Annotated in this window: 15 protein-coding genes and 1 tRNA gene; 7 read left to right on the top strand and 9 right to left on the bottom strand. The window is 66.8% G+C overall.

All coding sequences use genetic code 11. The features are described from left to right. Positions 1-25: 25 nt before the first annotated feature. From AC5O77_RS04360 to AC5O77_RS04350, 3 genes are read left to right on the top strand one after another with little or no spacing between them, the layout of a single operon-like run. A complete protein-coding gene (locus AC5O77_RS04360; protein ID WP_125895467.1) occupies positions 26-721 on the top strand; it encodes a ComFC family protein in 696 nt (231 codons plus the stop codon). Between the two features lie 58 nt (positions 722-779). Continuing rightward, positions 780-1,331 carry an HdeD family acid-resistance protein gene (locus AC5O77_RS04355; protein WP_049461697.1) on the top strand — a complete coding sequence of 184 codons (552 nt, stop codon included), beginning with the start codon at positions 780-782 and terminating at the stop codon, positions 1,329-1,331. Continuing rightward, a complete protein-coding gene (locus AC5O77_RS04350; protein WP_346485369.1) occupies positions 1,328-1,798 on the top strand; it encodes a SecDF P1 head subdomain-containing protein in 471 nt (156 codons plus the stop codon). Before AC5O77_RS04355 ends, AC5O77_RS04350 begins: the two co-directional genes overlap by 4 nt. Positions 1,799-1,849: 51 nt before the next feature. Here AC5O77_RS04350 and AC5O77_RS04345 read toward each other — a convergent pair whose 3' ends face one another. The 6 genes from AC5O77_RS04345 to AC5O77_RS04320 form a co-directional block, all read right to left on the bottom strand. After that, positions 1,850-3,652 (bottom strand): MFS transporter, encoded by a 1,803-nt coding sequence (locus tag AC5O77_RS04345; RefSeq protein WP_494506516.1) that lies wholly within the window; start codon positions 3,650-3,652, stop codon positions 1,850-1,852. Between the two features lie 145 nt (positions 3,653-3,797). After that, complete coding sequence (gene nagA, locus AC5O77_RS04340; RefSeq protein ID WP_478058519.1) at positions 3,798-4,925, bottom strand: N-acetylglucosamine-6-phosphate deacetylase; 1,128 nt, start codon at positions 4,923-4,925, stop codon at positions 3,798-3,800. Continuing rightward, positions 4,922-5,698 carry a DeoR family transcriptional regulator gene (locus tag AC5O77_RS04335; RefSeq protein ID WP_014038836.1) on the bottom strand — a complete coding sequence of 259 codons (777 nt, stop codon included), beginning with the start codon at positions 5,696-5,698 and terminating at the stop codon, positions 4,922-4,924. The genes nagA and AC5O77_RS04335 overlap by 4 nt, the downstream gene beginning before the upstream one ends. A 33-nt stretch (positions 5,699-5,731) precedes the next feature. Further along, complete coding sequence (locus tag AC5O77_RS04330) at positions 5,732-7,066, bottom strand: D-tagatose-bisphosphate aldolase, class II, non-catalytic subunit (protein ID WP_478058517.1); 1,335 nt, start codon at positions 7,064-7,066, stop codon at positions 5,732-5,734. Positions 7,067-7,082: 16 nt separating this feature from the next. Continuing rightward, positions 7,083-8,021 (bottom strand): ROK family protein, encoded by a 939-nt coding sequence (locus tag AC5O77_RS04325; RefSeq protein ID WP_317216971.1) that lies wholly within the window; start codon positions 8,019-8,021, stop codon positions 7,083-7,085. Then, positions 8,014-9,168, bottom strand: a complete 1,155-nt coding sequence (locus AC5O77_RS04320) for an SIS domain-containing protein (protein ID WP_329893935.1) — start codon at positions 9,166-9,168, stop codon at positions 8,014-8,016. Before AC5O77_RS04320 ends, AC5O77_RS04325 begins: the two co-directional genes overlap by 8 nt. A gap of 322 nt (positions 9,169-9,490) precedes the next feature. On the opposite strand from AC5O77_RS04320, the gene AC5O77_RS04315 reads away from it, so the two are divergent. The 4 genes from AC5O77_RS04315 to AC5O77_RS04300 all read left to right on the top strand — a co-directional run bounded on the left by AC5O77_RS04315 (position 9,491) and on the right by AC5O77_RS04300 (position 18,172). Continuing rightward, positions 9,491-12,850, top strand: a complete 3,360-nt coding sequence (locus AC5O77_RS04315; protein WP_494506515.1) for a TIM-barrel domain-containing protein — start codon at positions 9,491-9,493, stop codon at positions 12,848-12,850. A 133-nt stretch (positions 12,851-12,983) separates the two neighbouring features. After that, complete coding sequence (locus AC5O77_RS04310; RefSeq protein WP_494506514.1) at positions 12,984-15,959, top strand: TonB-dependent receptor domain-containing protein; 2,976 nt, start codon at positions 12,984-12,986, stop codon at positions 15,957-15,959. Between the two features lie 65 nt (positions 15,960-16,024). Further along, complete coding sequence (locus tag AC5O77_RS04305; RefSeq protein WP_494506513.1) at positions 16,025-17,380, top strand: Gfo/Idh/MocA family protein; 1,356 nt, start codon at positions 16,025-16,027, stop codon at positions 17,378-17,380. Positions 17,381-17,464: 84 nt separating this feature from the next. Beyond that, positions 17,465-18,172, top strand: a complete 708-nt coding sequence (locus AC5O77_RS04300) for a DKNYY domain-containing protein (protein WP_494506512.1) — start codon at positions 17,465-17,467, stop codon at positions 18,170-18,172. A 12-nt stretch (positions 18,173-18,184) separates the two neighbouring features. On the opposite strand, the gene AC5O77_RS04295 is transcribed toward AC5O77_RS04300, so the two are convergent. From AC5O77_RS04295 to AC5O77_RS04285, 3 genes are all read right to left on the bottom strand, one after another. Next, positions 18,185-18,598 carry a DUF5615 family PIN-like protein gene (locus tag AC5O77_RS04295; RefSeq protein ID WP_032127087.1) on the bottom strand — a complete coding sequence of 138 codons (414 nt, stop codon included), beginning with the start codon at positions 18,596-18,598 and terminating at the stop codon, positions 18,185-18,187. Then, positions 18,595-19,299, bottom strand: a complete 705-nt coding sequence (locus AC5O77_RS04290; protein ID WP_494506511.1) for a DUF433 domain-containing protein — start codon at positions 19,297-19,299, stop codon at positions 18,595-18,597. Before AC5O77_RS04290 ends, AC5O77_RS04295 begins: the two co-directional genes overlap by 4 nt. A gap of 137 nt (positions 19,300-19,436) precedes the next feature. Beyond that, a tRNA-Arg gene (locus tag AC5O77_RS04285) sits at positions 19,437-19,513 on the bottom strand. Positions 19,514-19,532 lie beyond the last annotated feature (19 nt).

The following is a 19,532-nucleotide window of genomic DNA, read 5'->3' as shown; positions in this document are numbered from 1 at the left end:
CATCGCTGCGCGGGCAGGTTGGGGTATGCCTCTTGCCTACCTCCCTCTACCGGCGGATTGGCCCGCAGTGCTGCTTCGCGTGCTCCTGCCACTGCGGTGTCTGGTCTGCGGCGACCCGGGCCACGATGATCTTGACCTGTGCCGCGCCTGCCTTGCCGACCTGCCGTGGGCCGGCCGCGCCTGCCTGCGCTGTGCATTGCCGCTGCCCGACAACGCCCTGATCGTCTGCGGCAGCTGCCGCGAGGAAGCGCCACCGCAGGCCGCTACCCATGCCAGCCTGCTGTACCTGCCACCGGTCGACCAGCTGCTGGTGCGCTACAAGTTCCATCAGGATCTCGCCGCCGGTCGCCTGCTCGCGCAGTTGATGCAGCGCGCGCCGCCGCCCTGGTGGTGTCCGCCACTGGTGCCGGTTCCGCTGCACAATCGCCGGTTGCGCCAGCGCGGCTACAACCAGGCGGGCGAGCTATGCCGGTTGCTGCCGATGCCGGTCTGGCAAGGGCTGTACCGGCGGCGGCATACCGCGCCGCAGTCCGAGCGTACGGCCGAACAGCGCAGGGAAAACCTGTTCGATGCGTTCGATGTACGTGGTCCGGTGCCGCCGCGACTGACCGTGGTGGACGATGTGATGACCACCGGCAGCACGGTGATGGAGGTTGCGGAGACGCTGCGGTGGGTGGGAGCGGACGAGGTGCGGGTATGGGTCTGCGCGCGGGCGCCGTGATCGCCCTCTTCATCACCAGGGGCTAGGATGAGCCCGGTTCCGGATCGAAGGAGTGGCCATGAATTCCCCCTTGTCTCCCTTGTTGTCGGCGGTTGGGCGCAGCTGGTGGATCCTCCTGCTGTATGGGCTGGTTGCGCTGGGCTTTGGCATCGTCGCCATCGGCTGGCCGCTGTCTGCAGCCATGGCATTGGCATGGACGCTGGGTGTGATGGCCATCGTTGAAGGTGTCATCAGCCTGTTCGCACTGGTCAGCGGCGGCAGCGGTGCCTCGCGTGGCTGGCTGGCGCTGTATGCCATCGCCTCGCTGGGTTTCGGCATCCTGGCGGTGATCAATCCGCTGGCCACCGCCAGCGTGCTGGTGCTGTTCCTGGCAGCGTGGCTGCTGGTGGCCGGCATCTATCGCATCGTGTTCGCGATCCGCGTGCGCAAGCAGATCCAGGGCGAGTGGCTGCTGATCCTCAGTGGCGTGCTGGCGGTGGTGCTGGGCGTGCTGTTCGCGGCCAACCCGTATGCCGGGGTTGCGGTGACCACGCTGTGGATCGGCATCGGCAGCCTGCTGTACGGGCTGTTGCAGGTGCTGGTGGCGTTCAAGCTGCGGAAGCTGAAGTGAGGGCTGCGCTTCCCCTATTGCTGGGCATGGTATTGAGCTTGGCCGGATGCATGCCGGGCGCCATGCCCGGTGCGTTGGCAGGCAAGAATCATGCACCACGCCCCGGCGTGGATGTGCGCCTGAGCGCGGTCGATGCAACCGGCAAGGGCACGCCCGTGCAGTGGCAGGGCGAGACCCTGGCGCTGCGCGAGCCGCCGATTGCCGGCAGCGCGGATATTGCCGATGTGCGCTATGTGCTGGATGAAGGCAAGCAGCCGGGCCTGCAGATCCGCTATCGGCCGGAGGCACATCAACGCATCCACGATGGCACCGCGGCCCTGGTGGGCCAGCGCGCGGCGCTCAGCGTGGATGGCCGCGTGCTGATGGTGGCGACGGTGCAGGGGCCGTTCGGCGAATCAATGATGCTGAGCGGGTTGTCCAGCGTTGCCGAAGCGCGGGAGCTGGCGAAGCACATCACTGGCGAATGACGGGCGCGCCATGAACCCGCGCTGCGCGCGGAGGTCGACCCAGGTCGACCGCTACCGGGCGAACCGTGCTTCGATTTCTTCCAGCGACTTGCCCTTGGTCTCGGGCAGCCAGAACGCGGCTACCAGGAAGAACACGAAGGTGCACGCCGCCCAGAACACGAACATGCTGGCGTAGCCGTAGTGGCCCACGGTGGGCAGGAAGATCGCGGCGATGGTGGTCGACACGAATTGGTTGATCAGCAGCGCGATGCTCATGCCATTGGAGCGGATGCGGTTCGGCATCAGCTCCGACAGCGCCAGCCACACGCATACGCCGGGGCCGACCGCGAAGAACGCGACGAACACCAGGATGCAGGCGGCCACTGCCCAGCCGTGTGCCGGTGGCGGCACCGGGCCGATGCGTGCCTGCTCGATGCGCAGCGGTGCCTGCGCGGCCTTGGCCGGATCGGCGAACGGGTTCAGGTGCAGTTTGCGGAAGAACGCGCCGATCACGCTGTCCGGCTGCACGGTGCCGGCACGCTCGATGCGCAGCTCGCGGTCGGTCAGGTTGTCGCTGCGCAGGGCGCGCACATTGGTGAAGTCGCCGTAGGCATACGACACGGTCAGCTGCAGCGGCCGGCCTTCGCTGTCGATGCCAGCGCCCAAGCGCTGCCACTGCGCATCATCCAGTACCAGCTGCAGGCCATCGCCGCTGACCGCCGCCTGCAGCTGCGGCTGCACGTCGGTGCGACCGCGTTCGGCCTGGAAGAACAGCGTGGCCGCCGCCAGCAGGGCCACGCAGATGCCACCACTGCCGAGCATCAGCAGGAACTTGCGGCCCTTGCGGTCAACCAGCAGCAGCGCGACCACGGTCATTACCGCATTGAGCAGCTTGATCGCCACATCGGCACCATTGGCTACCGAGCCGGACAGGCCGGCCTGGTTGAGAATGTTCACCGCGTAGGCCAGCACCGAGTTGATGCCGGTGGCCTGGGTGCAGGCCAGCACCACGCAGGCGAGCAGGAACGGCACCACGTAGCGGCGGCTGAGCAGCGGGTCGCGCTTGCCGCTGCCGCTGCTCGATTCCGGTGCCTGGATCTGTGCAAGCGTCGGCTCCACCTCCGAAGCGGGCAGCACGCGCTGCAGGCTGCGGCGCGCGACATCGATGCGGCCGCGACGCACCAGCCAGCGCGGCGATTCGGACAACCAGAAGATGCCGGCGCAGAACAGCAGGCCCGGCGCCAGGCAGGTCCAGAAGATGGTGCGCCAGGCGTGGTCCTTCACCGCAAACAGCTCCTGCGCCTGCTGCGCCACCGGCAGTGAGCGCACGGCTTCGGCGGCGGCATCCACGGCGTGGGCGTGGTAGAGGCCGATCAGGGCAGCCAGCACCAGGCCAACGGTCAGCAGCAGCTGGAACATGGCCGCGCCGCGCCCGCGTCGCTCGGGGCTGAGCACTTCGGCCAGGTACAGCGGAATCACCACGCCGATCAGGCCGCCACTGATGCCCTGCAGCAGCCGGCCGAGCAGCAGGGGCGTGTAGCCGGAGGCCAGTGCCATGATCGGGATTGAGGCGGTGAACAGCAGCCCTGCCAGCAGCATCGCACCGCGGCGGCCGATCAGGTCGGCGACCATGCCGGCGAACAGCGAGGACAACACGCTGCCGAGCAGCACCGCAGCCACGACAAAACCGAGTTGCTGGCTGCTGAGCTGCCAGGCGTGACTGGCGGTCGCTTCAAGATAGGGCAGGGCACCGGCGATGATGCCGATGTCGATGCCGTACAGCAGGCCACCGAGGCCGCCGATGAAGAGCAGGTAGCGTACGGGCCAACGCGGGGCGGTGGAAACGGGTACGGCAGGTGCGGCGGCTGCGGTCATCGGCGTATTCCTGGAATAACGGGGATGGTGCGTGGCTGAGGCATTGCGCTTGCGCGCTTCATGTAGAGCCGAGCCATGCTCGGCTGCTCTGCCGCGTCATACGCGGTCAGTCGAGCAGCGCTCGACTCTACAAAGGCGCGGTGCGTCAGGCTGGTGTTGCGTTCAAATCGACCACGCGCCCACCAACCACCACCTGCTGCAGGCGCAGTTCGGCGTCCAGCACCACCAGGTCGGCGCGGGCGTCGGGCGCGATGCGGCCGCGATCGTCCAGGCCCAGGTAGTCCGCCGGGAAGGTGGAAACACGTTGCGAGGCATCGGCCAGCTCCAGGCCGACGCGCACCAGATTGCGCAGTGCCTGGTCCATGGTCAGTGCGCTGCCCGCCAGCGAACCGGTAGCGAGGCGCACGCAGCCGCCACACTTGTGCACGCGCTGCTCGCCCAACGCGTACTCGCCGTCGGGCATGCCGGTGGCGGCAGTGGCGTCGGTCACCGCGTACAGGCGCGGAATCGCGCGCGCGGCCAGCCGGATCACGCCGGGGTGGATGTGCTGCAGGTCGGGAATGATCTCGGCGTACTGCGCATGTGCCAACGCCGCCGCTGCAATGCCCGGGCGATAGTGATCGACGCCGGTCATGCCGTTGAACAGGTGGGTGAAGCCGGAGGCGCCGGCCTGCAGCGCGGCCACGCCTTCCTCGTAGGTACCGGCGCTGTGACCTAGCTGCACGCGGATGCCCATCGCCGAGAGCGCGGGAATCAGCGCGGTGTGCTCACCGATTTCCGGGGCCAGCGTCATTACCCGGATCGGTGCCAGCGCATGCAGCTGCTGCACCAGGGCCAGCGTCGCCTCGATCGTGCGGTTGGGCTGCGCACCCAGACGCTGCGGGCTGATGAACGGTCCTTCCAGATGCACACCGACGATGCTGGCGGCGTCGGCATCGGGTGCCGCCATGGTGGCGGCCACGCCCTGCAGCGCGTGCTCGATCTCGTCCAGCCCGGCGGTCATGGTGGTCGCCAGCAACGTGGTGGTACCGAAGCGCAGATGGGTGCGGGCGATGGTTCGCGCCACGTCGCCGCCCTGCATCAGGTCCACGCCGGCCGCGCCATGCACATGCAGGTCGATGAAGCCGGGCAGGATCACCGGCAGCTGCAGGTCGTCAGCGCCGCTGTGGTCGTCCACCAGCAGCTGGCGTACGTGTGAATTGAAGTGGACGTGGCCACGCCGCCAACCCAGCGGGGTGAGGATGCGGCCATGCAGGGCGCGGGTGTCGGTCATGCGGTGGGCTCGGCGATGATCACTTCGATGCCCAGCCGCTGCAGCCCCTCACGGGTTGCGTCGTCAATACCGGCGTCGGTGATGATGGCGTGGATCTGATCCAGCAGGGCGATGCGGTGCAGGCTGACGCGGCCGAACTTGGAGGCGTCGGTCAGCACCACGATGCGGCGCGCACGCTCGACCATGCGGTGGTTGAGGCGGGCTTCGGCCTCGTCGTGGGTGGTCAGGCCGAACTGCAGGTCCAGGCCGTCCACACCCAGGAACAGGGTGTCGAAGCTGTACGAATTGAGGCTGGCCTCGGCCTGGCTGCCCTGCAGCGACAGCGACTGCTGGCGCAGCAGCCCACCGGTCAGCAGTACGGTGATGCCTGCGGCATTGGCCAGTTCCCAGGCGATGTTCAGGCCGTTGGTCATCACCGTCACGTCTCGATGCGCGCGCAGGTGGCGGGCCAGGGTCATCGTGGTCGAGCCGGAGTCGATGATGATGTTGTCGCCGGGCTGCACCAGGCGCGCAGCGCGCGCACCGATCGATTCCTTCAGCGGCAGGTTCAGCGCGTCTTTCTCGTGGATGTCCTGTTCCTGCGGCGGCGTACGAACGAGCGTGGCGCCGCCATGGGTACGGTTGGCCAGGCCCTGCGACTCGAAGTGGGTCAGGTCGGCACGGATGGTCACCGCCGACACGCCGAAGCGCTCGACCAGATCGGCCACCTGCACCGAGCCGTGCTCGATCAGCAGCTGCAGGATCTGTTGCCGGCGGGAGCGGGTGTTGCGCATGGCCATTCTCGGTTTCGCGGGAAAAGGTAGAGATTAGCCGTTCGCAGCAACGCCGGCAGCCGAGCCCGCGTTCTGCGTGCGGGGGCCGGCCTGGTTGGCGCTGCAGGCGCGGGCGTATTCGCCCAGGCACAGGCCGATACGGTGCTGCACCAGTGCGGTGGGCGTGTTGGCCAGGCGGCCCTCGCGCACGGCGCGGTACTGCTCCGGCAGGTACTGGCTGAGCAGCACCAGCGGCGGCGCATGCTGCTCCAGGTTGGCGAACAGAGTCTGCACCGCCTGCACCAGCGCCGGCTCGCCCCAGTAGTAGCGGCAGCGGTCGCTGAAGGAGTAACTGCGCAGCAGGCGCAGCGCCGCCTCATCGCCCTGGTAATAGGACTGCCAGTACTTCGGCTGCGCCACCATCACCTCGTCCAGCACCTGCGGCAGGCGCGAGCACTGTGCGGCCGGCAGCAGCTCGGCCTCGATCGCGGCCAGCGCGAACAGCGCTTCGCGATAGGCGAAAGTCGCCGCCGGGCCGACCTTCAGGATGGCGAAGTGATCGCGCACCAGTGCATGTAGGCCGCTTTCGCGCTGGTAGTCGGTGGAATGCGCTTCGAACACGATGCGCGGCTGCTGTTCGAGGAAGCCGGCCAGCGTGCTGGCGGCTGCGGCATCGTACTCGTGCACGCTGCTGTGGTCGAAGTCCACGCCCGGCTGCACCACCATCGCGATCACGCGCTGCCACGCGTCGCGCAGCTGCGGCGTGTCGAACGCCTGCTGGTGGATGGCCAGGGTCTGCGCGGCGGCGGCCGGCGTGGTTACCTGCAGGCCTTCGGCCAGCGAGGCTTCGCCACCGGGAATCGGCACTTCGGTACCGATCACGTAGACCGGCGGCGGCAGGCCGTGCTCGGCGGCGGTGCGCTCGGCGATCTCGGCCAGCTCGGCCGAACGCGCGGCGACGATGGCATCGGGCAGCGGCACCGGGTCATCGGCGCAGGACATGCTGCAGTCCAGGTGGATCTTGTGGAAGCCGGCGGCGACGTAGGCCTCGATCAGCACGCGCGCGTGGGTCATCGCTTCGGCGGCCGGGCGCTTCTGCCAGGCATTCGGGCCGAGGTGGTCACCGCCCAGGATCAGCCGTTCTCGTGGGAAGCCTTCCTCATCGGCCAGCGTGCCCACGTAATCGCGGTACTGCGGCGGGGTCATGCCGGTGTAGCCGCCGAACTGGTCGACCTGGTTGGAGGTGGCCTCGATCAGCAGCACGGTGCCGTGTGCCAGCGCCACGTGCATGGCCGCGCGCAGCACCTGCTCGTTGCTGCAGCAGACGCTGTACAGGCCGACGTTGGCACCGGCGCGGTGGGAGGCAAGCAGGGTCTGCAACGGGGACATGGTCAGGCTCCGGACATCAGGAAAACGAGGGTTGGCAGGCGAGCAGGGCAGCACCACGTGCGCCACCGGCATCGCCGAAGCGTGGCGGCACGATCGGTGGCACCTGCACACCCTTGAACAGATGGGCGGCGATGGCGGCGGGCAGGTGCTCGTACAGCGGCGCGTACTGCGAAAGGCCGCCGCCGAGCACGATCACGTGCGGGTCCAGCGCCAGCACCAGCGCCGCCAGGCTGTGGCCGAGCAGGTCGCGATGGATGTCCAGCGCCTTGCGCGCGCGCGCATCGCCGGCTTCGGCCAGCGCGATCACCGCGCTGGCGTCGGCGGCGCTGCCACCGAGGTGACGCTCGATCATCGCCACGCCACTGCCGGACACATAGCGCTCCACGCAGCCCTGCAGGCCGCAGGCGCAGTCGATCAGCGACAGGCCGTGGCGCTGCAGCAGATGACCGGGCACGCTCCAGTGGCCCCATTCGCCGGCCAGCCCGTTGAAACCGGACAGCAGGCGGCCGTGCAGGCAGAAGCCACCACCCGCGCCTGTGCCGAGGATGGCGCCGAACATGCTGGGATAGCCGTCGGCGGCACCGCCGTGTGCTTCCGACAGGGCAAAACACTGCAGGTCGTTACCGAAATGCAGCGGCCGCTGCAGGCGCGCCTGCAGGTCGGCCGCCACGCTGTGGCCGGTCAACGCCGGCACGTTCGCGCTGAGCTGGCGGCCGCTGCGGCGGTCGCGCACGCCGGGCAGGGCGATGCCGATCGCCGCATCACTGCGGCCCAGCGCGGCATCGGCCTCGGCGACCAGGGTCACCACCGCCTGCAGGAAACCGTCGTAGTCGCCCTGCGGCGTGGCCACGCGGCGGCGCCAGGTGACCTGCATCGCCGCATCGCACGCCACCAGCTCGATCTTGGTGCCGCCGATGTCGATGCCGTAGCAGGCGTGGGCGATCAGCTCAGCCATGGTGGATGGTGACGCCCTTGACCACGCGGTTGACGGTGCCGTCCGGGAACGGGTTGTCCGGGGTCAGGCCCAGCGCAGCCGAGCGCTGCAGCGCGAACAGCTGCGCGAAGCCCAGCCACACCGGTGCCAGCCAGGGATCATCCAGTGCCGGTACGGTGAGGGTGTACTCGTCGTCGGCGCCGATGTCCGAATGCGGGCCGATCGCCAGTACCTGGCCGGCCACGCCATCGCGGCGCAGTTCTTCCAGCAGGTCCTGTTCGTAGCGGCGCGCCAACGGCTGCACGCTGCGCAGCACCACCACCAGGGTGTTGCCGTCCAGCGTCGACTTCGGGCCGTGGCGGAAGCCCAGCGGCGTATTGGCCAGCGCCAGCACGCGGCCGGCGGTCAGTTCCAGCACCTTCAGCGCACACTCGCGTGCCAGCGCTTCCAGCGGGCCGCTGCCGAGGTAGATGATGCGGTTGAACGGGCGCTGTGCCAGCGCGGCCACCGGTGCATCCCACTGTGCCTGGCCTTCGCGGGCCAGCGCGGCGATCTGCTTCAGGCGCGCCACGCGCGCATCCCACGGCGAACGATCGAACACGGTCAGTGCGGCCAGCAGCATGCAGGTCAGGCTGCTGGTCATGGCGAAGGCACGGTCGCAGCTGGCCGACGGCATCAGCAGGGTGCAGGTATCGGCCCGGCCGGCGCCACGACGGGCCAGTTCGCCATCGGCATTGCAGGTGATGTCGAGGAAGCGCGCGTCATCCACGTCGCTGCGCACGCGGTCCACCGCTGCCACGCTTTCCGGGCTGGAGCCGCTGCGGCCGAACGAGACCAGCAGGGTCGGGCGGTCGCGCTGCAGGTACAGCGCCGGGTGGGTCAGCAGGCTGGTGGTGTGCACCACGCGCACATCGGCCTGCCATTGCGCGTTGATGGCATCGGCCACCATTTCGGCGATGAAGCCGGAGCTGCCGGCGCCGGTGAACAGCACGCGCTGGTTGGGATCGTTGAGGCTGTCGCCAAGGAAGGCCTGCAGGCGGTCGCGGGCACGCGACAGGTCCTGCGCGAGGGCTTCCCACAGCGCAGGCTGCTGGGCGATTTCGGTAGCGGTATCGGCTCCGCCAAGGCGCTGCCAGGCGGACACATCGGAAAGCAGGGTGACGTCCATTCGGAGGTTCCAGTTGGGCCAGCGCACCATCTGTGTTTTCTTTCGAAATGTCAAATAGCGAAAGTAAAAAGAAAGAAAATAGGGGGGTGACTTTTCCCGCCGTGGAGTGCTCCGAAAAACGAAAGAACGAGCCGAATGCCGTATCGCACAATACTTAACAGGCGCCTGCAAGCGCTTACACAAAGTGTTGCGGCGCAACAACTTTCGTTTCAATGGAATATATCTTCCTTTTTCCTTTCAATTTGTTGACATCTTTCGAATCGCTGCCCTAGAGTCGGCCCAATCGCTTTCGAAACGCCCGGTGAACGGGTTGGGAGTCCGCGTGGAAATCTGCGTTCGTCGCTCGCCGCTGATGCTGGCCCTGTTGCCGGCATTGATGCTGGCGTCCATGCCGGCCCGGGCCGAGCCCGTCGGCAACCTGCGTTCGGTCAGCGCCAGCGCCAGCCGCGACGGCGTGCAGGGCTGGGATCTGCAGACCGACAAGGGCGCGCGCATCCGCATCGAACTGCCGGCCACCGACATCATCCGCGTGCAGGCCGGCCGCAACGGCAAGCTCACCGGTGCAGGCGACAAGGCCGCGCCGATCGTGCTGCCGCAGCCCAAGGCGAACGTGCAGGCGCAGCTGGAAGAAGACGCGCAGGAAATCCGCGTACGCACCGATGCGCTGGTGCTGCATGTGCAGCGGCAACCGCTGCGCCTGCGCCTGGAGCGCTTGGACAACGGTCAGCCCACCACGCTGTGGCAGGAACTGCAGCCGCTGGACCTGGATGCCACGCAGAGCGTGCAGGTGCTGTCCTCGCAGGCCGATGAAGGCTACTACGGTGGTGGCCAGCAGAATGGCCGTTACCAGTTCAAGGGCCGCGAGCTGGAAGTGTCCTATTCCGGCGGCTGGGAAGAGGGCGACCGCCCCAGCCCGGCACCGATGCTGCTGAGCAGCCGCGGCTGGGGCATGCTGCGCAACACGTGGAGCGATGGCAGCTACGACCTGCGCGAGGCTGACCAGGCCACGCTGCTGCACCGCGAAGACCGCTTCGATGCGTACTACTTCGTCGGCGCCGACCTGCCGAAACTGATCGAGCGCTATACCCAGCTGACCGGCCGCCCGAACATGGTGGCGCGCTGGGCGCTGTCCTACGGCGATGCCGATTGCTACAACGACGGCGACAACAGCAAGAAGCCCGGCACCGTGCCCGAAGGCTGGAGCGACGGCCCTACCGGCACCACCCCGGATGTGATCGACAGCGTGGCCAAGCAGTACCGCGCCCACGACATGCCCGGTGGCTGGATCCTGCCCAATGATGGTTACGGCTGCGGTTACAAGCAGTTGCCGGAAACGGTGAAGGGCTTGGCCAAGTACGGTTTCCGCACCGGTCTGTGGACCGAGAACGGCGTCGACAAGATCGCCTGGGAAGTGGGCAAGGCCGGCAGCCGCGTGCAGAAGCTGGATGTGGCCTGGACCGGCAAGGGCTACCAGTTCGCGATGGACGCCAACCGCCAGGCATTCAACGGCATCCTCGACAATTCCGATTCGCGCCCGTTCCTGTGGACGGTGATGGGCTGGGCCGGCATCCAGCGCTATGCCGTGGCATGGACCGGCGACCAGAGCAGCAGCTGGGATTACATCCGCTGGCACGTACCGACGCTGGTCGGTTCGGGCCTGTCCGGCATGGCCTACGCCAGCGGCGACGTCGATGCGATCTTCGGCGGCAGCGCCGAGACCTTCACCCGCGACCTGCAGTGGAAGGCCTTCACCCCGGTGCTGATGGGCATGAGCGGCTGGTCGTCGAACGCGCGCAAGCACCCGTGGTGGTACGACGAGCCCTACCGCAGCATCAACCGCGATTACCTGAAGTTGAAGATGCGCCTGACCCCCTACATGTACGGGCTGGTGCACGAGGCCGCGCAGACCGGTGCACCGCCGGTGCGTGGCCTGATGTGGGACAACCCGCGCGACCCGCATGCGCAGGATGAAACCTACAAGTACCAGTTCCTGCTCGGCCGCGACCTGCTGGTGGCGCCGGTGTACCGCAGCCAGGCCGCCAGCCGTGGCTGGCGCCGCGACATCCATCTGCCGGCCGGCGGCTGGATCGACTACTGGGACGGCCGCCGCGTGCAGGCCGCCGCCGATGGCCGCCAGCTCGACCGCCAGGTGGACCTGGCCACGCTGCCGGTGTTCGTGCGTGCCGGTGCGATCCTGCCGATGTACCCGTCGATGCTGTTCGATGGCGAGAAGCCGCTGGATGAAGTGACGTTCGACCTGTACCCGCAGGGCGATTCGCAGTACACGCTGTACGAAGACGACGGCAACACCCGCCGCTACCAGCAGGGCGAATCGAGCACGCAGCAGATCCGCGTGCAGGCGCCGGCGCAGGGCAGTGGCCCGGTGCAGGTGCAGATTGATGCCGTGCAGGGCCAGTACAACGGCCAGCTGGCGCAGCGTCGCTATGGCCTGCGCGTGCTCAGCCGCCAGGCGCCGCGCGCGGTGCAGGCCGGTGGTCGCGCGCTGCCGGCGCTGGCCGATGCCGCTGCGTTCAACAACGCCAGTGAAGGCTGGTACTTCGATGCCAAGGAGCGTCGTGGCACCGTGCATGTGCGCACCGCCGCCCAGGACATCCGCCAGCCGTTGCAGTTGCAGCTGGACTTCGCGGTGGCTGCCGCGGCCGCCGACGATGCCTATCCGGCCGCGCCGGTGCTGGGCCGCGAACTGCCGGCTGACAGCCTGCTGGTGGTCAACCGCCCGGCCGAAGAGCCCGGCCACGCGCTGGAGAACGCCTTTGATGACGATCCGGCCACCTGGTTCCGCAGCGTGCGCAACCAGGCCGTGCGCACCGGTGCGCACGAGTGGGTGATCGGCTTCGGCGAGCGCAGGATGATCGACGGCATCGACATCGCGCCGCGCAACGATAAGAACTGGAAGCACGGCCAGGTACGCGACTACGAGGTCTACCTCGGCGACAGCAATGGCGAGTGGGGCGAGCCGATCGCCCGCGGCCGCCTGCAGCTGAAGGAAGGCGTGCAGCGCATCGACTTCCCGGCCCACGCGGGTCGCCTGCTGCGTTTCCGCGTGCTGAGCGTGCAGAACCCCGAAGGCGACGGCGCCAGCAGCACCGACCCGATGGTGACCGCCGCACAGGGCACCGCCCGCGCCTTCGATGCATTGCAGCCGCGCGATGTCGGCCCGATCGCCTTGTCCACCTTCCACATTCTTGAACACCAGGAACCGGAGCGACCGGCCCGGCAGCGCTATCTCTCCGAGCTGCCGGTGCCGGCCGCGCTGGCCAGCCAGGTGCGCACCGACCAGTCGTTCCGTGGCGACGCCGGCATGCGCATGAACGGCCTGCAGTTCCGTCGTGGCCTGGGCGTCGGCGCCAACAGCCGCATCGACCTGCGCCTGCGGGGAGGCTGGCACCTGCTGCGCGCCGACCTCGGCATCGACGACGCCTGCCGCACTGCCGGTGGCCTGCAGTTCCAGGTCTGGGGTGACAACCGCCTGCTGTACGACAGCGGCCTGGTGAAGGCGCCCGGCGTGGTCAAGCCGGAGCTGGACATCCGTGGCCTTTCCACCCTGAGCCTGCGCACGCTGGGTGCGCAGGGCAGCCAACCCGCCCAGGTCTGTGCCAACTGGGCCAACGCCGTGCTGATCGGCCAGGAGGGCGACTCCGCCAGCATCGTCGCCCCATGACCCCTACGTAACACCGCTCCTCCCCCCGCCCATTCCGACTACGGCCCTCATGGCCGTGGCCCGGGAGCGTTTTGCCCGCCGAACGCCCACGCGCTCACTTTTTGCGCCGCACCCCTGCCAGGAGAGAACCCCGATGTTGCCCGCACGCCACCACCGCCCCCCCTGTCGTTCGATCGCTCCGCTGTCGCTGGCCATTGCCGGCGTGCTGTTGTCGGTCGCCGTTCCTGCCTTCGCCCAGGAGAGCAAGGACAAGGCCACCGACCTGGCCCGCATCGAGGTCACCGGCTCCAACATCCGCCGCACCGACGTTGAAACCGCGTCGCCGGTGCAGGTGATCAGCAAGCAGGACATCCAGAACATGGGTGCGCGCACGCTGCTGCAGGTGCTCGACAACCTGCCGGCCGCTCGCCCGGCGCAGCAGGACGCTCGTTCGCTGTTCACCGGCTCCGATGGTGCCTCGCAGGCCAACCTGCGTGGCCTCGGCGCACAGGGCACGCTGGTGCTGCTGAACGGTCGTCGCCTGTCGTACTACGGTGCGCCGGCCGGTTTCCAGACCCAGTTCGTCAACATCGATGCGATCCCGGCTGCGGCCATCGAGCGCATGGAAGTGCTGACCGACGGCGCCTCGGCGGTGTACGGCACCGACGCAGTGGCCGGCGTGATCAACGTGATCACCAAGCGCAACTTCCAGGGTGCCGAAGTCAGCTTCACCAACGACACCTCCTCGCGCATCGACTCCTACGGCGAGCGCCAGGCCAGCATCACCGCCGGCTTCGGTGACCTGACCGAGAACCGTTTCAACATCTACGGCGCGGTGAACATGTACCGCCGCGACGCGATCCCGCTGAGCGACTTCTACGACAAGCGGCCCGACCAGTACTACGTCAACAAGCCGAACTACCTCAACGACCTGCGCCTGGGCGTGGGCAGCAAGCCGGGCGAGTTCAACCCGGGCAGCTACTTCGCCTTCGATCCGGTCACCGGCCGCCGCGTGCAGGAGGCGGCACCGGGCTGCAAGAACGTGCTGACCAGTGAAGCGGCCGGTCCGCGTTGCGTCTGGGAAACCTGGATGAACAACGAGATCGATGCCGGCGCCAAGTCCGAGCGCAACACCGCCTACCTCAACGGCACGTTCCTGGTGGGTGACAGCACCGAGATCTTCGCCGAGGCGACCTACACCGACATCGACCTGCGCGCCAACGGCGGTACGCCGCGCACCTACGGCACCACCACCGGCAACCCGACCAGCTGGTTCTCGCGCAACACCGGCAACAACGTCAATCAGTTCCTGTACCCGTTCCTGGGCCCGAACAACGAGTACAACCACGCCAGCCCGCAGATGAAGGCGATGATGGGCGGTGTGGTCGGCCTGAACTACCTGCTGCAGGATGCCGGCGCCAACTACTTCGGCCAGCGCAACACCGACAAGAGCTACCGCGTGCTGGCCGGTGCACGCGGTAGCAGGGGTGACTGGAACTGGGAGACCGCGTTCGCCAGTGCGGGTACCCACTCCACCACCTATCAGACGATCAACGTCAACACCAAGGGCTTCGAGAAGGCCTTCGGTCCGTACACGATCGATCCGGGTACCGGCCGCGTGATCATCTCCGACCACCCGGCGTACAAGTTCGGCGAGATCAGTGAAGCCAACGCTGCCTTGATCCGTGAAGCGTTCCCGACCTTCGATATCCAGTCGTGGACCCGCCTGCACACCCTGGACGGCAAGATCGAAGGCCCGTTGTTCCAGCTGCCGGCTGGTGAGATGCGTGCCGCGTTCGGCTTCAATGCCAGCCGTGAGACCTTCTATACCCCGGGCAACGCCGATGCGGCCAACGGCCTGATCACCCAGCAGGGCGGCTCCTGGTTCGACGGCAAGCGCAACACCTACGCGCTGTTCGCCGAGACCGTGGCGCCGATCACCGACAAGCTGGAACTGGACGCGGCGGTACGCGTGGACAAGTACCCGAACTTCAGCGCCAACGTCGCGCCGAAGATCGGCTTCAAGTACCAGGCGTTCGATCAGCTGATGCTGCGCGGTACCTACTCGACCGGTTTCCGTGCACCGAGCCTGGCCGAATCCGGCAACGGCGGCGTGTTCGCGCAGCTCGGCGGCTACCGTGACGAGCTGCGCTGCAACGAGACCAACGCCATTGCCAACCTGCTGCTGAAGTCGCAGCGGCCGGGCGATGTCGATCTGGGCAAGACCATGCTGAACGTCGATTGCAGTCGCACCGTGGCACGCATGACCCAGCCGAACAAGGACCTGAAGCCGGAGAAGGCGAAGATCGCCACCCTCGGCTTCGTCTACGAGCCGGCAACCTGGCTGTCGGTGTCGGCCGACTACTGGTTCATCTACCGCGACAATGAAATCGTCGCGCCGGACTACCGCCGCATGGAAGACATCATCTCCTCGTCGCGTTCGCCGATCACCGACAGCGACCGGGCCAACCTGGCGCAGCTGGCGGCGATGTGTGCCGATCCGGCCAGCGGTGTGAACTGCCCGTCGGCACTGCCGGGCTACTCCGCCGGCAACGTGGCCAGCGTGGTGGGTCAGTACAAGAACCGCGGCAAGACCCTGATCGACGGCTTCGACATCGATGCGCGCAGCCGCTTCTCGCTGGGTGACTGGGGCAACCTGAACATCGGTCTGGCTGCCACCATCGCCAACCGCAACCGCTTCTACATGGACGAAGCGAGCGGCTGGTACTACGGCGACGTGGTGGGCTACTACAACAACCCGCGCCTGCGTGCCACGCTCAACGCCGACTGGACCTACAAGCAGGTGACCACCAGCATGTTCGTCAACTACGTGGGCGGCACCAAGTGGGCCACCGACCAGGTCGACGAAAAGAGCAACAACAAGGAAACCTGCACCGGCGGCTACCTGGCCCTGCAGAAGAGCAAGTGTGATGGTGCACCGTCGTGGTGGACCGCCAACATGAGCGTCACCTGGCGCCCGGATGATGCGTGGAACCTGAGCTTCACCGTCAAGAACCTGTTCAACCGCCTGCCGTTCTACGACCCGAACAGCTTCCTGGGTGACTCCAGTGACTACGCAACGATCTTCGGTCGTGGTTACAGTGTGACCATCGGCTACCGGTTCAAGTAATTCCGTTTGCGTGACCTGGCGTGCCGGCTTCGGTCGGCACGCTGCCAAGAGGAGAGATGTTTGCCATGAAGCGTAGGGAATTCATCGCGGCCAGTGCCGCTGTTGCCGCCAGCAGCCTGCTGCCGCAGACCCCGGCCTGGGCACGCGGGCGCAAGGTGCGCCTGGCCATGATCGGTACCGGCATGCGTGGCCTGGTGCTGCTGAAGGAACTGGTGCGCCGCGACGACGTCGAGGTCGTTGCCCTGTGTGATATCGAGCCGATCATGCTCGGCCGCGCCGTGGAGATGGTCAGCAAGGCGGGCAAGCCCGCGCCGAAGACCTACGGCCAGGACCGCGACATCAACGCATGGAAACGCCTGCTGGAGCAGAAGGGCATTGATGGCGTGATCATCGCCACGCCGTGGGAGTACCACGCACCGATGGCGATTGCCGCGATGCAGGCCGGCGTGGCCGTGGGCTGCGAAGTGGTGGCCGGCATCACCCTGCAGGACCACTGGGATGTGCTGAAGACTCAGCTGAGCACCGGCACCCCGTACATGCTGCTGGAGAACGTCTGTTACCGCCGTGACGTGATGGCGGCCCTGCAGATGGTGCGGCAGGGCCTGTTCGGCGAACTGGTACACCTGCAGGCCGGCTACCAGCACGACCTGCGCGGCGTGAAATTCAATTCCGGCGACCCGAACCAGCCCTACGACAGCGGCGTGGAGTTCGGTCCCAAGGGCTGGAGCGAAGCCCGCTGGCGCACCGAGCATTCGGTGGAGCGCAATGGTGAGCTCTACCCCAGCCACGGCATCGGCCCGTGCGCGATGTACACCGGCATCAACCGCGGTAATCGCTTCACCCACATCAATGCATTCGCGACCAAGGCGCGCGGCCTGCACGAATACACCGTGGCAAAGAGTGGCGGCACCACCCATCCCAGCACCAAGGTGAAGTTCAAGCTGGGCGACATCGTGACCACCACGCTGGCCTGCGAGAACGGCGAGACCATCCTGCTGCAGCACGACACCTCGCTGCCGCGTCCATATTCCATGGGCTTCCGCGTGCAGGGCACCAAGGGCCTGTGGATGGATGTGAACCATTCGATCCACATCGAAGGCCGCAGCCCGCCGCACCAGTGGGAAGAGTTCAAGAAGTACCAGGACGAGTACGAGCACCCGCTGTGGAAGCAGAATGCCGACACCGCCGCCAGCGCCGGCCACGGCGGCATGGACTGGTTCGTCATCCACGCCTTCGTGGAAGCATTGAAGGCCAAGGCGCCGATGCCGATCGATATCTACGACGCAGTGACCTGGAGTGCGATCACGCCGCTGAGCGAGCAGTCGATCGCCAACAGCTTCCAGACGCTCGAGTTCCCGGACTTCACCGCTGGTGCGTGGAAGCAGCGCAAGCCGATCTTCGCGTTCGACGGTAAATACTGATCCGCTCTTGTAGAGCCGAGCCCACGCTCGGCTGCCTCTCCTACTGCCTACACTATGGCCCCAACACCGGCGGAGGCCCAACCCATGCCATGGCAGAAGATCAGTAACCTGCCGGACCAGCGTTTCATCGGTCCGTATGGCATCGAATTCTGGCGTATCCACGAGGGCCAGGTGTTCCACCAGGGCCGGCTGCTGCGCAAGGCCGATGCAGCGAGCTTCGAGTTCATTCCGGCGCACTACTTCATCGGTCGCGACGTGCACGCGGTCTACCATGCTTGGACCCGGCAGACCTCCATCGACCGCGACAGCTTTCGTCAATGTGGCGCGTACTGGCTGGATAACCATGCCGTCTACTTCGAGCACGAGACCTCGCTGAAGGCGATGGCCGAGGCAGATTGCACGACATTCCGCGATCTTGGCGGCGGCTACGGGGCCGACGACCATGGCGGCTGGTACTGCGGCCGGCGGATGAAGCATTGTCGGCGTGGCGACCTGCTGCAGGGGGTGCCGCAGGACCCGCTGTACGCCGTTGACGGCAGCAACGTCTACTGCGACGGGAAGCCACTGCCCGGGGTGGATCGCGCGCGCTGGCAGCTGCTGGATGGACACTTCTCAGGCGATGGAAGCCGTATCTACTATCTGGAACGGAAACTGCCGCGCGTGGACGTGACGTCGTGGCGTCTGTTGCAGGGGAGCTGGTCGCGGGACCATGAACACCTGTTCCATATGTTCATGATCGAGACCGACCCAACGCTGCGTGCGCAGCATGGTTTCAGGGCTGATGAGGGTTGACGCTCGAGGCGGTTACCGCGAAACCTTGATCTGCGTCAGCCTTCCCCCGGACGCCCTGGCATGCGGTACGCGGAACATTGCACCAGGTTGCACGAGGTCGGCCTGCTGCATCATCTTGGGCCACCACTCCAGAAGCCGCGCTGCGCGCTCGTAGTGGTTGAACGTGCTCCAACCCTTGGCCAGAACGAATACGGTCAGGCCGAGGCGTGCGATCGCCTCGCGCTCTGCGGGCTTGCGATGATGATGATCCTGGGTAACGTGTACACGGATGCCACGCTGGGTGGCCGCGTCGAAGAGCTCCAGGTCAGTAGTGCCAGGCTTCACGAACTCCCTTACGTGGAAGACTTCGTGTTCGTCCGTTCCTGCAATGGCATCGATGGCCCGGGCCAGCGCGGGCGGAAGATTCTCATCGATCTGCGCCTTCAAGGCGTGGCTCGATTCTCGAACTGCAGTGCTTTCTTCACTGCGGTCAGAGGCAGGTCATACAGCCTGGCCACGCGACGCTCGTCGCCGCCTTCGGCGCGCAGCGCCTCGACAATGGCGATGGTAGGAACGCCGGATTCGGAAAGGATGGGCTGACCAAAACTGCGCTGTGGATCAAATACCACGGCGCGGGAGCCTTTCAGTGGGAACCATCGTTCGGCACGATCATCGATGCCCAGTTCGATGCCGTCACGCAGTGAAGGTGCGATGACCTTGCGCATCACGTCCTGGCGCTTCACCACATCCACCAGTGCGGCATCGCCGCTGTCGCCCACGAGCTCCATGAAAATGCGGCGCCCATCGGTCTTGAAGCTGGTGCTGGTGAAGGGATACTCCTTACCGAGCCGCTCGTTCAGCTCGACAATGGTTCGCCGCACCAGGTTGAGTGGCACACCACATGCGACGAATGTGCGGACGAAGCGCAGCTCGATCAGATCGCGAAAGCCAATGCCGTCGATCTCTGAATCGGCCCATTGCGACTTCCACAGGGGAGGATGGGCTTCCGGATTCCCGTGCTTCCGGCCCTGGTAGCCCTTCAGCCACCGGCGCAGTTCCGACGAGCTGCCGCCGATGAAGCGCGCGGCATCGGCGTAGGAATAGAGACCGACGCCGAGGCTGTCCTGTGCTGGCAAGGCGATACCCATGGCAGCGAGTCTACTCAATCCAAATGGATCTGGAGTGCAGACCCACATTCTGCGCCCTGCGGGACTCATAAGCTGAGAACGGGGACATGCGCGGGTGAATCTGCCCGGTGATTGGCAGGTCGAAGCCGACAAGGAGATGGCGCGCCCGGAGGGATTCGAACCCCCGACCAATGGCTTCGGAAGCCACTACTCTATCCGGCTGAGCTACGGGCGCGTTGTAGAACCGCCGCGCC

The organism is Stenotrophomonas sp. INTA L402-1, assembly GCF_059295135.1.
The sequence above is the reverse complement of the archived record's forward strand: the minus strand, read 5'-3'. Positions and strand labels throughout refer to the sequence as shown.

Bases quoted from the DNA above. Each gene is read 5' to 3' on its own strand.
- AC5O77_RS04345 (WP_494506516.1), bottom strand. From the start codon at position 3,652: ATGACCGCAGCCGCCGCACCTGCCGTACCCGTTTCCACCGCCCCGCGT.
- AC5O77_RS04310 (WP_494506514.1), top strand. From the start codon at position 12,984: ATGTTGCCCGCACGCCACCACCGCCCCCCCTGTCGTTCGATCGCTCCG.
- AC5O77_RS04305 (WP_494506513.1), top strand. From the start codon at position 16,025: ATGAAGCGTAGGGAATTCATCGCGGCCAGTGCCGCTGTTGCCGCCAGC.
- AC5O77_RS04335 (WP_014038836.1), bottom strand. From the start codon at position 5,698: ATGCGCAACACCCGCTCCCGCCGGCAACAGATCCTGCAGCTGCTGATC.
- AC5O77_RS04325 (WP_317216971.1), bottom strand. From the start codon at position 8,021: ATGGCTGAGCTGATCGCCCACGCCTGCTACGGCATCGACATCGGCGGC.
- AC5O77_RS04300 (WP_494506512.1), top strand. From the start codon at position 17,465: ATGCCATGGCAGAAGATCAGTAACCTGCCGGACCAGCGTTTCATCGGT.
- nagA (WP_478058519.1), bottom strand. From the start codon at position 4,925: ATGACCGACACCCGCGCCCTGCATGGCCGCATCCTCACCCCGCTGGGT.
- AC5O77_RS04355 (WP_049461697.1), top strand. From the start codon at position 780: ATGAATTCCCCCTTGTCTCCCTTGTTGTCGGCGGTTGGGCGCAGCTGG.
- AC5O77_RS04330 (WP_478058517.1), bottom strand. From the start codon at position 7,066: ATGTCCCCGTTGCAGACCCTGCTTGCCTCCCACCGCGCCGGTGCCAAC.
- AC5O77_RS04290 (WP_494506511.1), bottom strand. From the start codon at position 19,299: ATGGGTATCGCCTTGCCAGCACAGGACAGCCTCGGCGTCGGTCTCTAT.
- AC5O77_RS04360 (WP_125895467.1), top strand. From the start codon at position 26: ATGCCTCTTGCCTACCTCCCTCTACCGGCGGATTGGCCCGCAGTGCTG.
- AC5O77_RS04320 (WP_329893935.1), bottom strand. From the start codon at position 9,168: ATGGACGTCACCCTGCTTTCCGATGTGTCCGCCTGGCAGCGCCTTGGC.